At 45.7% G+C, this 20,819-nt stretch carries 21 protein-coding genes; 12 read left to right on the top strand and 9 right to left on the bottom strand.

The features are described from left to right. Positions 1-27 precede the first annotated feature (27 nt). The 7 genes from gerQ to urtA all read right to left on the bottom strand — a co-directional run bounded on the left by gerQ (position 28) and on the right by urtA (position 6,430). Positions 28-480, bottom strand: coding sequence for a spore coat protein GerQ (gene gerQ / locus GC096_RS04970; RefSeq protein ID WP_171629184.1), 453 nt, complete (start codon positions 478-480; stop codon positions 28-30). Positions 481-645: 165 nt separating this feature from the next. Beyond that, a complete protein-coding gene (locus GC096_RS04965) occupies positions 646-1,335 on the bottom strand; it encodes a response regulator transcription factor (RefSeq protein WP_171629183.1) in 690 nt (229 codons plus the stop codon). 217 nt (positions 1,336-1,552) lie between these two features. Further along, entirely contained in the window at positions 1,553-2,248 is a 696-nt protein-coding gene (gene urtE, locus GC096_RS04960) for an urea ABC transporter ATP-binding subunit UrtE (protein WP_171629182.1), read from the bottom strand. After that, complete coding sequence (gene urtD / locus GC096_RS04955) at positions 2,241-3,041, bottom strand: urea ABC transporter ATP-binding protein UrtD (protein ID WP_171629181.1); 801 nt, start codon at positions 3,039-3,041, stop codon at positions 2,241-2,243. The genes urtE and urtD overlap by 8 nt, the downstream gene beginning before the upstream one ends. Positions 3,042-3,074: 33 nt before the next feature. Beyond that, entirely contained in the window at positions 3,075-4,163 is a 1,089-nt protein-coding gene (urtC, locus tag GC096_RS04950; protein ID WP_171629180.1) for an urea ABC transporter permease subunit UrtC, read from the bottom strand. 22 nt (positions 4,164-4,185) lie between these two features. Continuing rightward, positions 4,186-5,091, bottom strand: coding sequence for an urea ABC transporter permease subunit UrtB (gene urtB / locus GC096_RS04945; RefSeq protein WP_171629179.1), 906 nt, complete (start codon positions 5,089-5,091; stop codon positions 4,186-4,188). 91 nt (positions 5,092-5,182) lie between these two features. Further along, positions 5,183-6,430, bottom strand: coding sequence for an urea ABC transporter substrate-binding protein (urtA, locus tag GC096_RS04940; RefSeq protein WP_246302581.1), 1,248 nt, complete (start codon positions 6,428-6,430; stop codon positions 5,183-5,185). Positions 6,431-6,713: 283 nt separating this feature from the next. Here urtA and GC096_RS04935 point away from each other — a divergent pair, with 283 nt between their 5' ends. The 8 genes from GC096_RS04935 (at position 6,714) to GC096_RS04900 (ending at position 13,421) form a co-directional block, all read left to right on the top strand. Then, complete coding sequence (locus tag GC096_RS04935; protein WP_056613424.1) at positions 6,714-7,016, top strand: urease subunit gamma; 303 nt, start codon at positions 6,714-6,716, stop codon at positions 7,014-7,016. Positions 7,017-7,038: 22 nt separating this feature from the next. Beyond that, complete coding sequence (ureB, locus tag GC096_RS04930; RefSeq protein ID WP_171629178.1) at positions 7,039-7,422, top strand: urease subunit beta; 384 nt, start codon at positions 7,039-7,041, stop codon at positions 7,420-7,422. After that, a complete protein-coding gene (gene ureC, locus GC096_RS04925; RefSeq protein WP_171629177.1) occupies positions 7,403-9,118 on the top strand; it encodes an urease subunit alpha in 1,716 nt (571 codons plus the stop codon). The genes ureB and ureC overlap by 20 nt, the downstream gene beginning before the upstream one ends. Positions 9,119-9,145: 27 nt before the next feature. Then, positions 9,146-9,859, top strand: coding sequence for an urease accessory protein UreF (locus tag GC096_RS04920; protein ID WP_376769474.1), 714 nt, complete (start codon positions 9,146-9,148; stop codon positions 9,857-9,859). Between the two features lie 34 nt (positions 9,860-9,893). Continuing rightward, on the top strand, positions 9,894-10,553 hold the full coding sequence (gene ureG / locus GC096_RS04915) for an urease accessory protein UreG (RefSeq protein WP_171629175.1): 660 nt from the start codon (positions 9,894-9,896) through the stop codon (positions 10,551-10,553). Then, complete coding sequence (locus tag GC096_RS04910; protein WP_171629174.1) at positions 10,546-11,400, top strand: urease accessory protein UreD; 855 nt, start codon at positions 10,546-10,548, stop codon at positions 11,398-11,400. The genes ureG and GC096_RS04910 overlap by 8 nt, the downstream gene beginning before the upstream one ends. 393 nt (positions 11,401-11,793) lie before the next feature. Further along, positions 11,794-12,771: a heme o synthase gene (cyoE, locus tag GC096_RS04905; RefSeq protein ID WP_171629173.1), complete on the top strand. Its 978-nt coding sequence runs from the start codon at positions 11,794-11,796 to the stop codon at positions 12,769-12,771. A 17-nt stretch (positions 12,772-12,788) separates the two neighbouring features. After that, positions 12,789-13,421 carry an SCO family protein gene (locus tag GC096_RS04900; protein ID WP_246302580.1) on the top strand — a complete coding sequence of 211 codons (633 nt, stop codon included), beginning with the start codon at positions 12,789-12,791 and terminating at the stop codon, positions 13,419-13,421. Between the two features lie 10 nt (positions 13,422-13,431). On the opposite strand, the gene GC096_RS04895 is transcribed toward GC096_RS04900, so the two are convergent. Both GC096_RS04895 and GC096_RS04890 read right to left on the bottom strand, forming a co-directional pair. After that, the gene (locus GC096_RS04895; protein ID WP_057308761.1) at positions 13,432-13,785 is read right to left on the bottom strand and encodes a toprim domain-containing protein; all 354 of its coding nucleotides are present in this window, start codon (positions 13,783-13,785) and stop codon (positions 13,432-13,434) included. Positions 13,786-13,945: 160 nt separating this feature from the next. After that, positions 13,946-15,130, bottom strand: coding sequence for an MFS transporter (locus GC096_RS04890; RefSeq protein WP_171629172.1), 1,185 nt, complete (start codon positions 15,128-15,130; stop codon positions 13,946-13,948). Positions 15,131-15,452: 322 nt separating this feature from the next. Between GC096_RS04890 and GC096_RS04885 the strand changes: the two genes are divergently transcribed. Genes GC096_RS04885 through GC096_RS04870 form a run of 4 tightly spaced genes read left to right on the top strand, consistent with a single transcriptional unit; the run spans position 15,453 to position 19,900 of the window. Next, positions 15,453-15,881: a hypothetical protein gene (locus GC096_RS04885; protein ID WP_171629171.1), complete on the top strand. Its 429-nt coding sequence runs from the start codon at positions 15,453-15,455 to the stop codon at positions 15,879-15,881. A 40-nt stretch (positions 15,882-15,921) separates the two neighbouring features. Beyond that, complete coding sequence (locus tag GC096_RS04880; RefSeq protein WP_171629170.1) at positions 15,922-17,070, top strand: transglutaminase domain-containing protein; 1,149 nt, start codon at positions 15,922-15,924, stop codon at positions 17,068-17,070. A 10-nt stretch (positions 17,071-17,080) separates the two neighbouring features. Then, positions 17,081-17,815 carry an HAD-IA family hydrolase gene (locus tag GC096_RS04875; protein WP_171629169.1) on the top strand — a complete coding sequence of 245 codons (735 nt, stop codon included), beginning with the start codon at positions 17,081-17,083 and terminating at the stop codon, positions 17,813-17,815. A gap of 24 nt (positions 17,816-17,839) precedes the next feature. Further along, positions 17,840-19,900 carry a peptidoglycan D,D-transpeptidase FtsI family protein gene (locus GC096_RS04870; RefSeq protein ID WP_171629168.1) on the top strand — a complete coding sequence of 687 codons (2,061 nt, stop codon included), beginning with the start codon at positions 17,840-17,842 and terminating at the stop codon, positions 19,898-19,900. The last annotated feature ends 919 nt before the right edge of the window (positions 19,901-20,819 follow it).

Below are 20,819 nucleotides of genomic sequence, written 5' to 3'. Positions count from 1 at the left end.
CAACGGCTTTCGTATGCGATTCAGCTATTATCTGGAGAGTGCTCCGCCCCGGAAGGGGTAGGTGTAATTGAGTTCTTCATCAAATGTAATGTAATCCAAATTCACCATAAGTAATAGGAAACGCATGCCAGTAACAGGATCGCTGATAATGATATGATCACGACCTGCGGCTTCTAATCTTCCTTTGAAAATTTTGGCGTTCCACTCGGAGTTGTTTTCATATGTCATATAGATGGTTGCCATTTTACCAAGGTTCAAACGAAGAATATTTTCGATATACGATTCTTCAAATTGTGGAACTCCCGGTACGTTCACGCCTGTTTGTAAACCACTTCCTGGTGGAGTGAGGACAGATCCGGCTGGTGTTTGGGGAACAACTTTATTCGTAATTGCAGTTGGAACGGGGTACGCTGGATACGGATTACCATATTGCATTTGCGGCATTGCTTGATTACCTATTTTGTAAGGGTTATTCAACATGATGATAATTTCCTCCTTGAGCTTTCCATACGAAAGCTTTCTTCACATAATGTGTTTGAACGATCGAAAAGGTCATTTTCCATAATCATCATATTGTGCTTCTGCCTATTTGGTGACGAATTTGTAGGCATTTTACAAAACAAAAAAGCTCCCGAAGGAGCTTTATCAAAGTAGAAATTTATAACCGACACCCCACACCGTCTTGATGTGCTTGGGCTCTTTAGGATCAACCTCGATTTTTTTGCGAAGGTTGGCGATATGTACATCGATTGCACGCTCAGTTACCTGGGAATCAAAGCCGCGAACACGATTTAACAGCTCTTCTCGACTGTAAACCCTGCCTTGATTTTGCCAGAATAGCTTCATAATTTCGTATTCGGAGAAGGTTGTCTCGATACTCCTGCCACTAACATATAGGCAGCGCTTTTCCAGATCCAAGTGAATTCCTAGGGGATCAATCACGTCAGATGGCGATGGGACCTGTAAAGGATAGGCGTTGGAACGTCGAAATAAGGCTTGTATTCTGGCCGATAGCTCTCTCATCGAAAAAGGTTTGCATAAATAGTCATCTGCACCTGTTTGAAGGCCCTTCACACGATCCGAAACTTCGTTCTTGGCCGATACCATCAAGATCGGTATGGTTGAGGTCTGACGAATTGTTGTACACAGCTGAATACCATCCATATCAGGTAACATAAGATCAAGAATAATCATATCAGGTTGAAAATCCCGGAATAAGACCTCGCCTTGTCGGCCGTTCTCTGCTCGTTTCACTTCATAGCCATCTTCGTATAAGTAAATGGACATCATTTCACCGATACTTAAGTCGTCTTCGATGATTAAAATTTTGGACATACAGGTTCCCCTCCTTTTCCTTTAAAAGGTTAGGTGCTCGATATGCCTTCCCGCAATAATCGATCCTATCTATATGACATGTTATCCTATCCATTTTGTGACGTCCAGTTTTAACTTATTTTTAAACAGAGAAAAGAAGCTGATCTTTACTTGAACCTTCAATCTTTAGGTCAAGTTAGTCAGCTTCATTCGGTTAGGGGGAGAAGAAGGGGAGCGATCATACCGTCAAATGCTTCCGGACGAGATCTTCGCTCAGATGCTCTGCTTTCCCTTCGGCAGCAATGGTGCCGCGGTCAAGCACATAGTAATAATCAGCGATGCTTGTAGCAAATTCTAAGCTTTGCTCTACCAATAGAACGGCAATTTCGCGATTGCGTTTAATCGTTTCAATGATCGCCTCAATCTCCATGACGATAGATGGCTGTATCCCCTCCATAGGTTCATCTAGGAGCAATAGTTTAGGTCCAGGAGCCAATGCCCGTGCGATAGCTAATTGCTGCTGCTGGCCGCCACTGAGGTCCCCTCCTTTGCGATGGAGCATTTGTCGTAATACAGGAAACGTATCGAAGATCGTATCTGGTAATTTCTTGCGACGATCGGATGAGGCTTCTAAGCCTAATAAAAGATTCTCCTCAACGGATAGCTGGGGAAATATTTCCCTGCCTTGTGGTACATAGCCAATGCCTGACTTGGCACGGCGATCTGGTGAAGATGAAGTGATGTCTGTATCCGAGTAGTGAATGGAACCCGATCGGGGCTTAATGAGTCCCATAACACTCTTCATTAAAGTTGATTTACCAACCCCATTGCGCCCCATTAGACAAACGATCTGACCGGGTCTTACTTCGAGGTTGACGTTACGGATGACCATACTTTCGCCATAGCCGGACTCTATACCTTGTAGTTTAAGCACCGCGTTCAACTCTCCTTCCGAGGTAGACTTCCGCCACTTTGTCGTCATTCTGAATCTCTTGCATGGTGCCTTCGCGCAGGACAGTTCCTTCATGGAGAACCGTTACTATTCTAGCGAATTGGCGTACGAAAGCCATGTCGTGCTCAACGACAATAATAGTTTGATTGGCTGCAATTTCATGGAGCAGTTCACCCGTCTTCTCTGTTTCGCTATCTGTCATGCCAGCGGCAGGCTCGTCGAGCAGCAAGAGATCAGGCTCTTGCATGAGAAGCATCCCGATTTCAAGCCACTGTTTCTCCCCATGGGAGAGGGAGCCCGCACGTTCTTTGGCTTTACTTTGCAGACCGATCATATCAAGCCTGAGGTGAAGTCGTTCTCTTTGTTCACTGGTGGTTTTGGCCCAGAGCGCGCTGAGAAGGCCGCGCTGCTGCTTCATGGATAGTGCCAAATTTTCAAACACTGTCAACGTCGAGAAAACGGTAGGCGCCTGAAATTTGCGTCCAATCCCAAGCTGGGCAATTTGGTGCTCTTGGTGCTCTTGGTGCTTGGTGAGATCAATCGAATCCTTGAATATGACGTGGCCTTGCGAAGGCTTTACTTTGCCGCAAATGACATCAAGCAGCGTTGTTTTGCCCGCACCATTAGGCCCGATAAGGAAGCGGAGTTCACCTTGTTTTAACGAGAAATCTAGATTTCGCAAGGCTTTGAAACCGTCGAAGTTCACCTCAAGTCCCTTGACGCTCAGGATTGTCTCGTCAGTTGTCGGTTGTTGTTTCGCTAATTGTCCTAGCATTGAAATGTTCCCCTTTCCGGTTTGCATAAGCGGTTATGTTTCTATGACTTCTTGCGATGTAGAGATCTGCTTCGGAAGCTGATTTCTGTTTCTTTTCCAATTGGAGAAAAAGTGGGTCAATGTGCCGACGATTCCCTTCGGCAGTAAAAGAACCACGACGATGAACATGGCGCCGAGCATGATGGGCCACCAAGCTGGATAGGCTTCGCTGAAGGTTGTTTTAGCTGTATTCGTAACTAATGCGCCAAGAACAGCGCCGCCAATCGTTGATCGACCGCCAATGGCTACCCATAGCACCATTTCAATAGATGGCACGATACCCATCTGCGCAGGGGAGATGATCCCTTCTTGAAGTACGAAGAGTACGCCAGCAAGCCCAGCTAACCCCGCGGAGAGGCAGTAGATGAATACCTTATACGTTACCGGATTATAGCCAATGAAGCGCACGCGATTCTCACCATCGCGAATGGCCGTAAGAATGTTGCCGAGTCGGCTAGTCACGAGCATGGTGCTAAGGATCAGCACGAGTAGTACGACAGCTAAGGTGAGATAGAAAAACAGCAGCTTGGTTGATTGCAACTGTAGGTTCAGACCAAGAAAGGTCGTGAAATTCGTCAAACCATTCGTCCCGCCCGTATAACCTTGCTGCCCAACGAAGAGTGTCACCGTAATGATGACCAAGGCTTGGGATAAAATCGAGAAGAATGCACCTTTAATCCGATTGCGAAACGTGAAATAACCAAGGATGAAGGCGACGATCATCGGTACGATGAGCGCCAATAGGAACGCAGCCGCGGCACTGTGGAACGGCACCCAGAACCACGGCAAGCTTTTGACACCACTCCAGGACATGAAATCAGGCAATTGATTTGGCGTGGAAGCCAGCTTCAAGTGCATGGCCATACAATAAGCGCCGAGACCGAAATATACGCCATGACCAAGGCTCAAAATGCCGGTATATCCCCAGATTAAATCAATTCCGATCGCGATAATGGCATAAGCCAGGAATTTGCCGAGTAAGGATAAACGAAAGTCAGACAAGAATAGGGGGGCAAGCGCGATGAGTAGTAGACAGATCCCATAGATGGTTAGTTTGAGCTTAGATTGTTTGGCCAAAAGCATAGATGGTAGTCACATCCTTTCTTCAATCTAAGGATCTCGAACGCATCGTTACAAGTCCCATTGGTTTCCATTGTAGGAAGGCGATGATCAGTGTAAACACAAGTACTTTACCGAGTGTAGCGCTGGTTGTATATTCCAAAGCCGTATTGAAAACGCCGATGCCGAGTGCTCCAGCTACGGTGCCGATTAGCTTGCCGATTCCGCCAAGCACGACGACCATGAAGGCATCTACAATATAATAGGTCCCAATTGTGGGCCCGATCGGTCCTAGTAAGGACAGGGCACAACCGGCAATACCTGCCATAGCGGAGCCAAAAGCGAAGGATTGCGCATCAACTCTACGGGTAGATATTCCTAAACACGAAGCCATTTGGCGATTTTGCATAACCGCTCTCATTCGTCTTCCGCCAGCAGAGTGATAGAGATACAGATAGATAATCAAGATGCATATTGCGACAAGCCCAATGATAAAGAGTCTCTTATATGGAAGAATTAAGTCAGCCGTTACATGCCATCCGCCTTCTAGCCATTGTGGTGCTTTCACAGCGACGTTAGGAGCGCCGAAGATGGATCGTGCAATTTGCTGTAAGGCAAGGGAGACGCCCCAGGTAGCGAGTAGGCTATCCAACGGTCTGCCGTACATGAAGCGAATGAGCACAACTTCGAGCAGCCACCCTATGGCGAAGGCAACGACAAAGGCAACGCCAAGTGAAACGACGAAATACCAGCCGAATGCAGAAGCGGGCATATACGATTGAAACCATTTCTGTACGAGGTAAGCCATATAAGCACCAATCATAATAAATTCGCCATGCGCCATATTCATAACGTTCATGAGACCAAAGGTAATAGCGAGACCAATTGCGATCAAAAGCAGAATGGAGCTTAAGCTGAGTCCGTTAAATATTTGAAGCAGTAGCAAACTCATAGCGACCTCTCCTCTCTGAAACCGGAGTAAAATGATGAAATCCAGGACTGCGGTTAGGCAGTCCTGGTTTCTGAGTACCAACTTGTAAGAATTATTTCGTTACTTCTGCGCCCCAAGGGTATGTTTTGAGGAATGGATCTGGTTTGAGTGCTTTACCGGAATTCCAAATTTCTTTGATTTGGCCATCGGCTGTAATTTGACCGATACGTGCTGTTTTGTAAATATGTTGATTCTCACCATCGATGGTGACTTTACCTTCAGGTGAATTCCACTCGATTCCTTTGGCTGCTGCTTTTACTTTCTCTACGTCAAAGGAACCTGCTTTCTTCACAGCTTCAGCCCACAGATACACAGCTGTGTACCCAGCTTCAATTGGATCATCCGTTACGCGGTCCTTACCGTATTTGGCTTTGTAAGCATCAACGAATTTTTTGTTTTCAGGTGTATCTGTTGTTTGATAGTAGTTCCATGCTGTGTAGTGACCGTCGAGAACGGAAGCACCGATACCACGCACTTCTTCTTCAGCAATACTAACGGACATGGTTGTTAAATCTTTTGCCGAAATTCCAGCATCTTTCAGCTGCTTGAAGAAAGCAACGTTACTATCGCCGTTCAATGTGTTGAAGACAACGTCTGGTTTTTCCTTTTTAATCTTACTAATGATTGTATTGTAGTCTGTGTGTCCAAGCGGTGTGTATTCTTCAGCTACCAGTGTCCCGCCATCCGCTTTCAGCTGCTCTTTAATAATTTTGTTGGCTGTTCTAGGGAAGACGTAATCAGAACCGAGGAGGAAGAATTTCTTGCCTTTGTTTTGCAGGAGCCATGTTACTGCGGGGATGATTTGTTGGTTCGTTGTTGCGCCGACGTAGAAGATGTTAGGTGAGGATTCTACGCCTTCATACTGTACCGGGTACCACAGTAATCCTTTGTTTTGCTCGACAACCGGTAGTACGGCTTTACGGCTAGCTGATGTCCAACAACCGAAAATGGTTACTACGCTGTCTTTTTGCAGGAGCTTCTTTGTCTTCTCTGCAAAAGTTGGCCAATCCGATGCCCCATCTTCGATCACGGGTTTAATCTTTTTGCCCAATAGTCCCCCAGCTGCATTAATTTCATCAATCGCCATGAGCTCAGCATCTCGTACAGATACCTCACTGATGGACATTGTACCTGTTAGTGAGTGAAGAATTCCCACTGGTACGGTATCGCCAGATGTTGAAGCCACAGGTGCAGTCGTCGTAGAGGTGGTAGATTCTGTCTTCGCACAGCCGGCCGCTACTAACATCAAAGCCATACTTAGTGCAACTGTAAGCTTACCTTTGTTTCTTATCTCTCTCATTCACGTCCCACTCCCTTGCCTTACAAGATTTGGATTACATGGCTTATGATAAATGGCGATACAAGTTAATGTCAATATAGATGACATTGAAATACAGTTTTTTGGTAAAAATGCACAAACTTAAGCGGAAAACTTGTGAAAATCACATGAAAACGAAAAATTCGGTTCGATTACACCGTTTTAACGTCAATATACATAACATTAAAGATTTACAATCGTGAAATACACGAATATAATGAGTGTAAAGGATTGCCATTATTCGGATTTAGAAGAGGTGAGAAACGTGCATTTAACGGAAAGAGAGAAAGAGAAGCTACTCATTACCGTAGCTGCTGACTTAGCTAGACGAAGGCTTGCCAGAGGCTTAAAGCTGAATTATCCAGAAAGTATTGCTCTGCTGACCTCCGAAATCATGGAAGGAGCTAGGGATGGCTTGACGGTCGCGCAGCTCATGGCTTTCGGTACGACGATATTGAAGGCAGATCAAGTTATGGAAGGTGTGCCTCAAATGATTCACGAAGTGCAAGTGGAAGCCACGTTCCCCGATGGAACCAAATTAGTTACCGTACATGAACCTATTACTTAATTACCATGAAAGGGGCGAGCACATGGTTCCCGGTGAATATCGAACAGCCAAAGGCTATATAGAAATGAATGTTGGCAGACAGACGATAGAAATCATCGTTACGAATACAGGAGATCGACCAGTTCAAGTGGGGTCGCATTTTCATTTTTTTGAAGTCAATCGAGGGTTGGATTTCTCTAGAGAGCTGGCCTTTGGCATGCGCCTAGACATTCCAGCAGGAACGGCAGTCCGTTTCGAGCCTGGTGAGCAGAAACCAGTTCAACTTGTCGAATTAGGCGGAGCCAAATTGAGTTATGGACTCAATAATTTAAGTCAAGGATTAGCGGAAAAAGACAAAATGCCGGCAGAAACGAAAGCAAGATGGCAGGCTTGGGAGGGGATGCACGGTGAGTCGAATAGATCGTAAGAACTATGCACTGATGTTTGGCCCTACTACAGGCGATGCCATTCGATTGGCAGACACAGAACTATGGGCACAAATTGAGCACGATTACACCGTATATGGGGATGAATGTAAATTTGGCGGCGGCAAGGTTATCCGTGACGGTATGGGACAATCCAGCGGCGCGACCCGTGCACAGGGTGTTCTAGATACCTTAATAACGAATGCTGTCATTATTGATCATTGGGGAATTGTCAAAGGTGATATCGGTATTCGTGATGGTCATATTGTTGGTATTGGCAAAGCAGGTAACCCAGATATTATGGATGGCGTCCATCCGAATATGATCGTAGGTGCGAGCACCGAGGTTATTGCGGGTGAGGGTAAAATCGTAACGGCTGGCGGCATCGACGCGCATATCCATTTCATTTGTCCGCAGCAAATTGAAACTGCGCTTTCCTCAGGCGTGACGACGATGATCGGCGGTGGTACAGGTCCAGCAACCGGAACGAATGCGACAACCTGCACGCCAGGCGCATGGCACATGCAGCGGATGTTGGAGGCAGCCGAAGGGTTCCCGATGAATCTGGGCTTTACCGGCAAAGGGAACTCTTCCTTCTTGGCGCCTCTGACGGAACAAATTGAAGCGGGCGCCATTGGCTTGAAGCTTCATGAGGATTGGGGAACAACGCCGGCAGCGATCGACATGTGTTTGGAAGCGGCAGATCGTTATGATGTGCAAGTGGCGATTCATACGGATACATTAAATGAAGCGGGATTTCTTGAGGACACGCTTGCAGCGATCAAAGGACGTACCATTCATACGTATCATACCGAGGGAGCGGGAGGCGGTCATGCACCGGATATTATCCGAGCGGCCGCTGAGCTGAATGTCCTGCCCTCCTCGACCAATCCGACACGCCCGTACACGATCAATACAATAGAAGAACATTTGGATATGTTGATGGTGTGCCATCACTTGGATAGTCGAATTCCGGAAGATGTCGCTTTCGCCGATTCTCGGATTCGCCCGGAGACGATTGCAGCGGAGGATATTCTGCATGACTTAGGCGTGTTCAGTATGCTGAGCTCCGATTCACAGGCAATGGGGCGAGTGGGTGAGGTCATTATTCGAACGTGGCAAACCGCGGATAAAATGAAAAAACAGCGCGGACCGCTAGCTCCGGATACCGAAAGCAATGATAATTTTCGCATCAAACGGTACATGGCGAAATATACAATAAATCCAGCGATTACTCACGGCATCTCGCATCTTGTAGGGTCGATTGAACCAGGCAAATTCGCAGATTTGGTCATTTGGAGTCCGATGTTTTTCGGTGTGAAGCCGGATCTCGTCCTGAAAGGCGGCAGCATTGCTTATGCCCAAATGGGAGATCCGAACGCATCCATCCCAACACCGCAGCCTGTCTTCGGTAGACCGATGTTCGCTGCATTTGGGAAAGCGTTGACGCAAAGCTCGATTACCTTCGTTTCTCAGGCAGCGTATGACAGCGGGATCGGGGAGCGATTCGGATTGCAGAAGCGGATTGAGCCGGTGAAAGGCTGCCGCAGCATTTCCAAGAAAGATATGATTCATAACGACGGAACTCCTTCTATAGAAGTGAATCCGGAAACCTATGAGGTGAAGGTTGATGGCGAAGCCGTAACCTGTGAGCCTGCGACAGAGTTGCCGATGGCTCAGTTATATTTCTTATTTTAAAAAGAAGAGAAGAAAGTCCCGATTGAGGTGACAACATTGACTGCGTTAGAACATCCGCCGTTCCATTGGTTAGCTTATCAGCAACTGTTGGATTCAGCGCTTCCGATTGGCGGGTTTTCCCACTCCTTTGGATTGGAAACACTCGTCCAGCAAGGGAGATTGACGACGATTGGGGAGCTCGAATCCTATATTCGGTCGATGCTTGCGGGCAGTTGGGCATCCTCGGATGCCATGGTCATTAAAGCGGCTTATCTGCACATCCCTCGAGGGGAGTTGGGGCAGCTTTGGGACCTCGACCATATGCTTCATGTGCAGCGGGTAGGGAGTGAGACGCGAAGCGGCGTTCAGAAAATGGGGCGCAGATTGCTCCAATTATCACGTTCGCTGTATCCGGAGCTGAATTGGCAGCCGCTCGATGATGCGGTAAGTGCTGGGAAATGCAGCTCGAATCATCCCGTTATTCATGGATGGGTGAGCTACCATTTAGGCGTTCCTCTCCATCAGGCTGCTGAAGGCTATCTATATATGTGTATCATGACATGTATCAATAGTGCACTCAGGCTAATGTCCATTGGTCAAACGCAAGGTCAGATGCTGCTGGCGAAGCTCATTCCTTTGACGGGAAGTGAATGGCAGCGAGTTTCACATTTGGATCCAATGGAGGCTTACACGAATTCACCGGCGGCTGATTTAGCAATGATGCAGCATGAAACGTTATATTCGCGTTTGTTTATGTCATAGAAGGAAATCTAGATATATCTGAGGAGGAATTACTATGTGTCAAGGAAACGGTCATCATCATCACGAATGGGAGAAGCCAGCAGCAGACCGCAGTCGCCCGATGCGAATTGGGATCGGAGGTCCCGTAGGTTCCGGTAAAACAGCGCTAGTAGAGCGCTTGGCAAGAAAGTTGAACGGCCGCTATAGTATCGCCGTTATCACGAATGACATTTATACGAAGGAAGATGCACGTATTCTGATTAGTTCTGAAGCCCTGCCAGAGGAGCGAATCATTGGGGTAGAGACAGGCGGATGTCCGCATACGGCGATTCGTGAGGATGCATCGATGAATTTCGAAGCGATTGAAGAGCTGGAGAAACGATTCGAGAATCTCGATATTATTTTCATTGAGAGTGGCGGTGATAATTTGGCAGCTGCTTTCAGTCCGGAGCTCGTGGATCGCTTCATCTATATTATTGACGTAGCCCAAGGGGAGAAAATCCCTCGTAAAGGCGGGCCAGGCATCATGCGATCAGATATGCTGATCATTAACAAAATCGATCTTGCTCCATATGTAGGCGCTTCTCTGGAAGTAATGGATTCCGATACGAAAAAAATGCGCGGCGAGCGCCCGTATATCTTCTCAAACCTGATGGGTGGTACAGGGTTGGATGATATCGTGTCTTGGGTGGAGACGGAGTTCAGCCATGCCTAAGCTGACTGGGGAGATATCCGCACAATTTGCGGTGCGCAGCGGCTTCACACGGCTCGTACACAAATATCATGCCTCCCCGCTCAAAATCGCCAAAACGTTTCGTTACGAGAACGAAACGTTTCTGGATGGTGTCGCGCCCAAAGATCAATTGGGCGTATATATGATGGATTGCTCACCTGGACTGATGGCCGGTGATCATTATGAAATTAACGTGCGCCTTGAAGAGGGCGCACGTGTTTTTCTAACGAACCAGTCGTTCACGAAGGTGCATCCTTCTTCGGAGGATCAAGGAAGCACGCAGCATCAAATACTTCGACTGGAAGCTGACGCGCTGCTCGAGTATATGCCGGAGCCGCTAATGCTTTATAAGGATGCGGATTTATTCGCTGAAACGGAAGCGCATCTATCGAGAGGATCAGCATTGATTTTCTCCGATGTCCTTTGTCCCGGTCGCACGCAGCGAGGGGAAATATTTCACTATACTAGGTATGTGAACAGGATGAAAGTCTGGTATGAGGGCGAGTTGATCTTTTATCAGAATCAGCGTGTTGAACCAGGGACGATGTTGCTGTCTTCACCAGGCTGCTGGGAAGGCGAGACGCATATGGGGAATCTGTTTGTCTTCTCAGACCGGCTCGGTCCACGCCACCTTGAAGTCATTGTGGACAAATTAAGTCAGCTGGAAAGCCATAGGGTTCGAGTAGGAGCAAGTCTAACTTACAAATATGGACTTGTTGTGAACGTCATGGGCAGGCATGCCTGGGAGCTGCAAGATGTCTTGACGAAGGCATGGCATCAAATCCGCCGCAGCTTATTTGATTTAACGCCGTTGTTAGTGAATAAATAGAAAGAGGAGGCAGGTTATAACCTGTCTCCTCTTTCTATTTATCCGGCTGTGGGCGGGGGAATATGTTTAACGCTGAAGCTTATGGACACTATCCCAATGGCTCAGGATCGCCAACGCGTGCTTGCCTGAGCGAAGGGGATAGTGGCGATAGATAGCTTTATGGGAACATAGTTAGCGGCGATAAGGTGTCCCAGAGGCTAATTACACAAATTTTTCACATATTCCAAAATGGAATCGAATGGTAAGTGCATTTTCCACGCATACTGGAAGGGAGAATCGACAATATGATGACAACTGCCCGTGCTTCATTGTCAAATGATGTAGGGGTTGGTATGATGAGAATGTTCATTAAGGTGTAGGATCGGAAATTCGATATAGAGGAGGTAAACGCACATGGATAATCAAGTCACTTACGAAAATGTTTCAACCGGCTCGTCCCAAGGGCAAGCTGGAACTGATGCCATAGATGCTAGCTCGACGAAAGGTGCAAATGGGCCTGTGACCTTGAAGGAATATTACCGACTGGTGAAACCGGGTATTATTTATTCCAATTTGATGACAGCATTCGCTGGATACTGGGTAGCGGCCAAGTGGGAAGTTGACTGGCTCCATTTATTTATGACGATGCTAGGCACAGCACTTGTTATGGCTGGAGGTACGGTACTGAATAATTATCTGGACCGTGAGATGGATGCGAAGATGGAACGCACACAGAATAGAGCACTGCCAAGTGGACGGTTAAGCGCCAATTTTGTTCTTTGGTTCGGAATTATTCTTGGTACGATTGGATTAGGGGTTCTCTATTTAGGGGCGCATTCACCTTTAGCTACATTAATGGGTTTACTTGGATTGTTCTTTTATGTTTGGATCTATACAGCGTGGTTCAAAAGAACATCGGTATGGAGCACATTCGTAGGAGCGATCTCAGGAGCAGTACCACCTCTGATCGGTTATTGCGCAGTTAGCGGGAATATTGATTTGGGAGCGATCTTGGTTTTCTTGTTCTTATTCTTATGGCAGCCGCCGCATTTCTGGGCGCTTGGTATTCGCCGTATGGAAGAGTATCGTGCAGCGGGCTTCCCGTTATTGCCGGTAGTCAGAGGAACTTTTGTAACGAAAATTAGTATGGTTCGTTATGTCGTTCTATTAGTACCTGTTACAGTAATGTTAACGGCATATGGGTATGTAGGGACGATCTTCTTAATCGTATCGACCATTCTTGGATTAACGTGGGTTTTCATGAGTGTCAAAGGATTCAAAGCAAATGGGGAAGCAGAAATTGTATGGGCAAAGCGCATGTTCTTGTTCTCCCTTTTATATTTAACGCTGTTATCGATCTTGATGGTTATTGATACGACAGCGAAAATTTAGTCTGGGGGACGAAAACGATGGGGACGTTTTTGGAGAAAAACTGGTTTAAGCTAGCACTGGGTGCGATTTTAATTGCGATGATTGCATCCTTTGCTTATAAATTAGTGACGAACGGCAGTAAGCCGGATGAAAGATTAACAGCAATGAAAGCAGCACCTTCGTTTCAGCTTCAAGATTTAGATGGCAAAACAGTGACCTCCCAAGATATGGAGGGTAAAGTGAGACTCGTGTATTTCTTCTTTTCATACTGTCCGGATGTATGTTTGCCAACAAGCTTCTTAATTTCACAAGTACAAGATGAATTGAAGAAGAAGGATCTTCTCGGATCGAAAGCAGAAATCCTATCGATTACAATTGATCCTACAAGAGATACGCCTGAGGTGTTAAAAGCTTTCGGAAATCGTTTCGAATCGAAGCCGATTCCAGGTGGATGGACGTTCCTCCGAGGTGAGGAAGCGAAGGTTCAGAAGCTTGCTGAGGACTTCGGTATCATGGTCATCAAAGAGAAGGACGGTAATTTCTCGCATGCCAATGCGATTTTGTTAGTGGATCCGAAAGGACAGCTAAGAAATTACTATGATGCAAGCAATCCAGAGTTGGATGCGGAGCATATCGTGAAGGATGTTGTAACCCTTTCAAAAGGGAAATAACGCAAAGTGATTATTCATAAGCAGGGTTGGGCGCAGGGTAGATAATATACGCGTCCAGTCCTGCTTTTTCTAATTGCCCAATGAGATATTCTTCTGGTGTGCCTTCGACACCTGCGTAGCCCTTACGGGTATAGATGTGTTCGGCGTCGGGAAATGTATCGCGCAGCAAATAGCGGATTTTTTTGCCGGATGCGTCATTGTCAGTGAAAATATAAACAGGCAGATCGCCTACCTTTTTGCGCAGCGAGTCCAAGGTAATGGAACTGGGAGTGCCGAAGGTACAGTGGATGATGACAGTATCATCAACGACTCGCTTCAAGCGACTTTTATCATTTTTTCCCTCAACAATTATGGTAATGGACATGGATTCACCTTCACTCCTTTTTAGAGTAGTATACCCCGTTTGGAGCGGCGATCCAAGTAATGCGGAGCTGCGATATTTCCTGGGAAATGACAAGGATTTACAGCGTATGACACATGGAAAAAGGCCTGACGACATCAAGCCTTTTTATAGTGAAGAGAAATTATGAAGTTATCACAGGTGATTTGAACGTACGAAACGGCAGAAGCGATAGGGCTAACATCAGGATGAAGAATGCAATGAAGTAGGAGGATATATGATCGCGAAGTTGGCCGGCCATCATGGGTCCAATAAAGGCACCGACCGAGTATGAAATCGAAAGCAAAGAAAACACACGACCATATCTAGAGCTGCTGGTAATACTGGCAAGTAAAGCTGCAAGTGCGGGATAAATGACACCTTTGGCCATTCCGATTAAGAAAAGGGATACGGTTAATGGAATTGGCCACTGGATGGCTAATCCGAAGAAAACTGCGGCAAGCCCGATACTCCCACAGATTGTCCGTAAAAAAGGTGATATTTTATTCAAAAACCAAAAAGAGATACTAAGCAATGCGCCTAAACTGACTAATGTGAAAAAAACGCCAGAAGTAAGGATTGACTCTCGTGCTGATTTCATTAAGGGCAGCTCGAAGAACAAAATCCCCTGTGAGCAAGAGAGTGCCATGGGAATAAGGAAGAAAAGCCAGGGGATAGAGACACCATCACCTTCATCATCTTCTTTGATATCCTGTGATGCATGATGTCCGTGCGGATCTAAGAGGGCTTTGGCTCCTGCCTTGTCCGCTTTGTGAGCTAGCATTTCCTTCTCTTTTACACCGAAAATGGCAAGAATACCCGTGAAAATAAGGATCCAGCCTAATACGGAAAAAGAGGTTGTAAAGCCAATCTTGGCTACTAATACAGCACCTGCCGCAGGTGAGACTACGGATGCTAGTGTGTGGACCAGGCCGTTGCCTGCCATGAGTTTGCTTTGATGAATGCGATCACGCGCTATGCGAGCAAGTAGAGATAAACAAGCAGGTGATAGAAAGGCAAGTACAAATCCACTGATGGAACGAATGTAAAGCAGATGCCACGGATCTTTCACATTGGATTGAAATAGTAAGATGATCCCTGCTACAATTAAACTACAGACAATGAAAAATTTACTGCCGTATTTGTCTACACCATAGCCTGCAAGGAGATTGCCAGGAAGGTGTGTGAGTGAATATACGCCCATGATGAGCCCTATAAATGAAGGAGCAGCTCCCAGCGATAAGGCGAAAGGGGATAAAATCGGGTATTGCGCGTGTAAATCAAAAAATGCAACAAACATAAATAAGTATAACCATATGGCTGTTCGCACGGTTTTACCACCTCGATCCTTTAGTTTCATCTCTTCTTAAGTTTTACGCCGCTCGTCCCAAGGATATGACCGTTCGGGACAAATGACACAAATTCGAAACAGGGAGGAAGTATGGACCCTATAGTTTTTATACTTTTGGCTGCCGTCGGAATTTTTCTAGTTTTTCGTTTAAGACAATCTTATCGTAAAACGGGAAAAAGCATAGATAAGACCAGAGAAATCGAGCAGAAGCTAGCACAGTTAAGGAAAAAAAGAGATGAAGATTAAGGAGTCCGTGTAGTATGATAGGAAGGGACTTTTGGATTATAAGGAGGGGTTAAAGTTGGATCAGTGGATTTCGTTTGCACAGGATCGTTGGTATTTAATTGTAGGGGCTATTATTGTTCTATTTATTGTGATTGGTATTGTCAAAACCGTGGTGAAATGGGTCGTAGTCCTTGTCATCGTTGGGGCGCTTATCGTTTATGGAGCGAGTTATAAGGATAAAATAAAAGATATTGGGGCAACGGTTATTTCTCAAGTCAGCGATGACATCAAAGATAAGACGATTAGTGCCTTGACTTCGGAAGCCAAAGAGGCGAAATTCAAGGCTAACCCAGACGGTTCCTTTTTAATTACGACGAAAAGTTTGCAAGTAGAAGGGAAACCAGGATCCGATGAGGTTCAGGTCACTTTTCTCGGGAAAACTTTCAAAATGAATGCAAATGCTGCGGTGAATGCATTCATCGAGCAAGCAAAGAAAAATGCCTAGTCATTAGCTGGGCTAGCCTATCAAAGGAAGGTGAGTACACATGACGGATAACGCGTGGTTTTCAACCACCTCAATCAATTTTATATCCATCTTGATCGTTCTCACGATTGCAGCTTCTGTGCTGCAGGGGTTTTTCCGTGGTGGCTCTGGTTCAGCCAGGCATTTCGTTGCTATGTTGGTGGAAGCAGTGCTCGCCATCCTCGCCATGTTTATTGCTTGGAAGGGTGTGCAACTGATTTCACCTTGGATTCAAACGTGGCTGAAAGATCAGAATTTGCAGATTCCAACGGTGGACATAAGTGCGTTAAAACAAGCTTACTATACCGTCATTACTAGCTTGCGCGATTTTCCATTACTCCGTTTTGGCGTTTTATTTATTCTCGGCTATGTTATTATCAAACAAATCTTGAATCACTTGGTTGATTTAGTGTTAGGGCGTTGGTTAGCAGAACGGTTTGCCATGCCCAAACGGAGTCATTCTATCTTGAGCTCGATTTCAGGCGGGGCCATTGGATCCATAGCTGGATTTGCTAGAGCTCTAATGTTAATAGCTATTTTATTCATTTATGTTTCCATATTCCCTCATTCGATGCTAACCCCGTATATAGAGTCTTCACATATGTATCAAAAAGGAGCTCAAGAAGTGATTTCACCGTTCACAGGTGATTTTATTGCGGAGAAGGCGCCTGTTTTCACGCGTGCTGTAGAGCAAGAATTCACGAATATTTTGCAACGAAAATATGAAGTTCTTGACGCGAAAATTCCGGGTAACATTTCGGATGCGGCCAAAGAAATTACAGCGAATGCCACGACAGATGAAGAAAAGGCTAAATTGCTGTACAGTTGGGTCGGAACCCGCGTTCAGTATGATTGGAATAAAGTAAAGCTGTATGAAGAACAGCGAATTTGGAAGGAGCAAACGCCAGAAGATACGTTCAATACCAAAGAAGGCGTTTGTATTGATTATTCAAGGTTATACGCACAAATGGCCAGATCCATTGGACTTGATGTGAAGGTTGTCACAGGTCTAGGGTATGATGGTCAGGGTGGATATGGCCCGCACGCCTGGAATGAAGTGTATCTCAAGGAAACGAATAAGTGGGTACCTCTGGATTCTACTTGGGTGGCAAGTGGAGCTAATTGGTTCAATCCGCCGAATTTCGATCAAACACATGTGAGGGACGTTTAAAGGAGAGAATATGCGGAGAGAGTTACATGCTTATAAGATGATTTATTTGGATGCAGGTGATACGTTAGTAACGATTCCTGCGGCACAAACGATTTTAAAACAATACTTGCAACTGCGGGCAGTTGACCGTGATGAAGATCATATTAATGAACTTTTTACAGAAGCATTTCGTCTATTTTATTATGTTGAGAAAAAAGATAACTTCGTAGTATGCAGTCCAGAGTCAGATCGTGAATTCTGGGTTAACCTATACAACTATGTTCTGCATAAGTTAGGCGTTCATGAAGATTGGACAGAGGAAGAGATTTTCAACTGCTGTCATGAGTTATACGAGATTTTCACAGCACCGGAGTATTATGATTTATTTGATGATGTGAAGCCATTTCTGGAAGAGCTGAAGAAACAAGGTTTTCGTATCGGTATTATCTCTAATTTTGCGCCGACACTGAAAGCGATTCTAGCTGACAAAGGGGTATTACACTATTTTGACCCCGTACTGGTATCCACCGAAGTTGGTTTGGAGAAGCCTGACCCTGCAATTTTTCGGCTTGCTTTACAGATAGCGGACGTTGAGGCTAGTGATGTCCTATATGTTGGGGATCATGAGACGAATGATATTTGGGCCCCTAATCAAGTAGGAATAGATGCTGTTCGTATTATTCGGTACCCTTATCACACGGGAGATGGAATCCGATCTCTACTCGAATTGATTCAGGAACCTGCCGCTGAAGTACGATCTAAGTGATAGTGAGAAAGGATATGAACCCGCATGAAGTCATCCATTATGGATGATCCGAAGAAAAAAGAAATCACTAAAAAACGGCACTTTTCGTTTCGGATCAATATATTTTTCTTCGTTACTTTTTTACTTTTTTCCGTACTCATTGTGCGGTTAGCGATTCTTCAATTCGTTCAAGCCAAGGATCTGAAGGCTGCGGAGAATACCAATACGAATCAAACCAACAAAATCGCCCCAATTCGCGGCAATATTTATGATTCTACGAAATCCCCGCTGGCGTATACCATTCCCGTACAGTCCTTATTTTTCCGTATTGAACCAGGCCAGGATAAGGATGCTAATATTGATTTAGCCAAACGCATTAAGAGCGAAGTATTTGACAAGTATGCTAAACCGAATACAGTTAGCCCAACAGCTGAAGAGATTGTTCTTGCCATGGACTTGGGCTATGACATTAATAAAAATAAAGTGAAAGACCCTAGCTACTATTCCGTACCACGCCGTATTAAAGCAGATTTATCCAATGCTGAAATTGCATTTTTGCTGGAACACCGGGATGAATTCAAAGGGCTGGAAGTGACGGAAGAAAGTATCCGTACCTATGAGGTGGAAGACGATAAGACGACAATTGCTACACAATTGGTCGGATATACGAATGCATTTTCAACTGAAACAGCGAAAAAAATCTATAAGGATAATCCGAATAGTGAAGAATATTTAAGTAATGAGAATGTCGGTTTCGATGGGATCGAGCGCATGTATCAAGATGAGCTGCGCGGCAAGAATGGGAGTAAGAAGTATCCAGTGAATGCCGCGATGAAAATCATTGGAAGAGCCGAAGTCACAGCCCCGATTAAGGGGAATAATCTGTATCTGTCGATCAACAAGGACGTTCAGAAGGCGACGGAGAAAATGCTGCATGATCATATCCAATATCTCCGTTCTCCTTCCAATGCGAATGATGCGTATTTGAAATATGGGGTAAAGGCCTCCTCGGGCTTCGCAGTAGCGATGGAAGTGGACACTGGACGTATCATCACGATGGCGAACTACCCGGATTATGATGCTAATGCTTGGACAGGTGGGATGGCAACAGCCACCTATAAGGAGATCGAGACGTACATACAGAATGGTACGATCACTACAGCTAAAGCCAAATATCCAGACGCTAAAGAGAATGCGAAGCATCCTTCTTCCATTGTTTTCATGGGTTCAACGATTAAACCGTTATCCGTATTAATCGGATTAAAAGAAAAGTTCTTTTCAGCGGGGGTTCAGAATTACAATGATACAGGTACATTTACCTTTGGTAGGGATGGCAATAGCTCCATTTCAAACTCCGATAAACACGCTTATGGCAGTTTAAATGCGTCGTCCGCCATTGAGGTTTCCTCGAATACGTATATGTCGGCAATGGTAGGTATCCCTTTCTGGAATAAATATGGACGGGAAAACTCGAAGGTTACAGCCAAATGGGCAGAGTATCTAGCTAAGTTCGGGATGGGTGTGCAAACGGGCAGTGGATTGCCTGGTGAATACGCTGGATCCAATGACTTTATTAAAAATGCGGAGAAAGACAGTTACCAATCCGCGATGGTTTACGCATCCTGGGGACAGAATGAGAAGACGACTACGCTGCAACTTGCGCAGTATACGGCAACGCTTGCTAGTCGTGGGAAACGGATGAAACCTCAATTCGTAGAAGAAATACGTGATTATCAAGGCAATCTGGTGAAAACAATTGAGCCTGAAGTCCTAGATGATTCATCCAAGGAGTTCTCACAAGCGGACTGGAATACAATTATTCATGGGATGAAAAGCGGTGCTCAAGGCATTGACGAATTACCCTTCAATGTCGCTCGTAAGACAGGAACATCCACACAGGATGTGGCTGGAGGAAGAGTTGAGAATGCCGTACTGATCGCCTTTGCACCGGTGGAGAATCCCAAACTGGCCGTAGCGGTCGTAGTGCCGGAAGGTGGTTTCGGACGTTATGGAGCATCTCCAATTGCGGCGAAAATTTTCGAAGCATATGACGCGGCATACGGTGGTGTTCTGACGAAACTTGGCGGCGGGAAGCGGCCTTGGTAAGTAAGTGGAAGAAAGATAGTGGAAGAAGTACGAATGGGAAGAGAGCTTGCTGCGGCAGGCTCTTTTTTGTGATTAAAGCTATTGAATTTGGTGATGGATATATTGCCGAGTTATGTCGGCATCGGTTGTCAACAGTTGAGTGGAGAGTGCCACTATGCACAAAGTACAATCCGCAATCCGTAACCCGAAACTCGCAAACCGGAAACCACATATCACAAACCGCAGCCCACAAACCGTAAACCGCAAGCCATAAACCATAAACCATAAACCATAAACCATAAACCATAAACCATAAACCATAAACCATAAACCTCAACCCACAAAGCACATACCGGAAACCACAAACCGCAAACTATAAACCATAAACTACAAATCTCAAATCACAAAGTACAAGCCGCAACCCGCAACCCGCAACCCGTAAACCCCAAACCGCAGATCACATACCGCAAACCGCAACCCGTAAACCCCAAACCGCAGATCACATACCGCAAACCGCAACCCGTAAACCCCAAACCGCAGATCACATACCGCAAACCGCAAACCGCAAACCGCAAACCGCAAACCGCAAACCGCAAACCGCAAACCGCAAACCGCAAACCGCAAACCGCAAACCGCAAACCGCAAACCGCAAACCGCAAACCACTAATCACATAGCAACTGCAACTGCTCGCTGCAACTGCTCGCTGCCGCTGCCGCTGCGACTCCCCGCCCACTGAACGTCGGTCGACCCATTTTTGCGAATAGATGGATTTCCTGTAGTTAATTCTTCGTAAAATCGATATAAATCGAGAATAGCTGGATTTTGTACAGTTAATTTCAGGAAATTTCGCTAATATGTGCTGATGGGGGAGAATTAGCTACATGTTTTCCATCTAAATCGATTTACCCGGTGGATTTCTCCTAAATAGCTGTACATTTT

It is taken from the genome of Paenibacillus plantarum, from assembly GCF_013141695.1.
GTDB classification, from domain to species: Bacteria; Bacillota; Bacilli; order Paenibacillales; family NBRC-103111; genus Paenibacillus_E; species Paenibacillus_E plantarum.
This window is presented reverse-complemented; position numbering and strand designations above follow the sequence as displayed.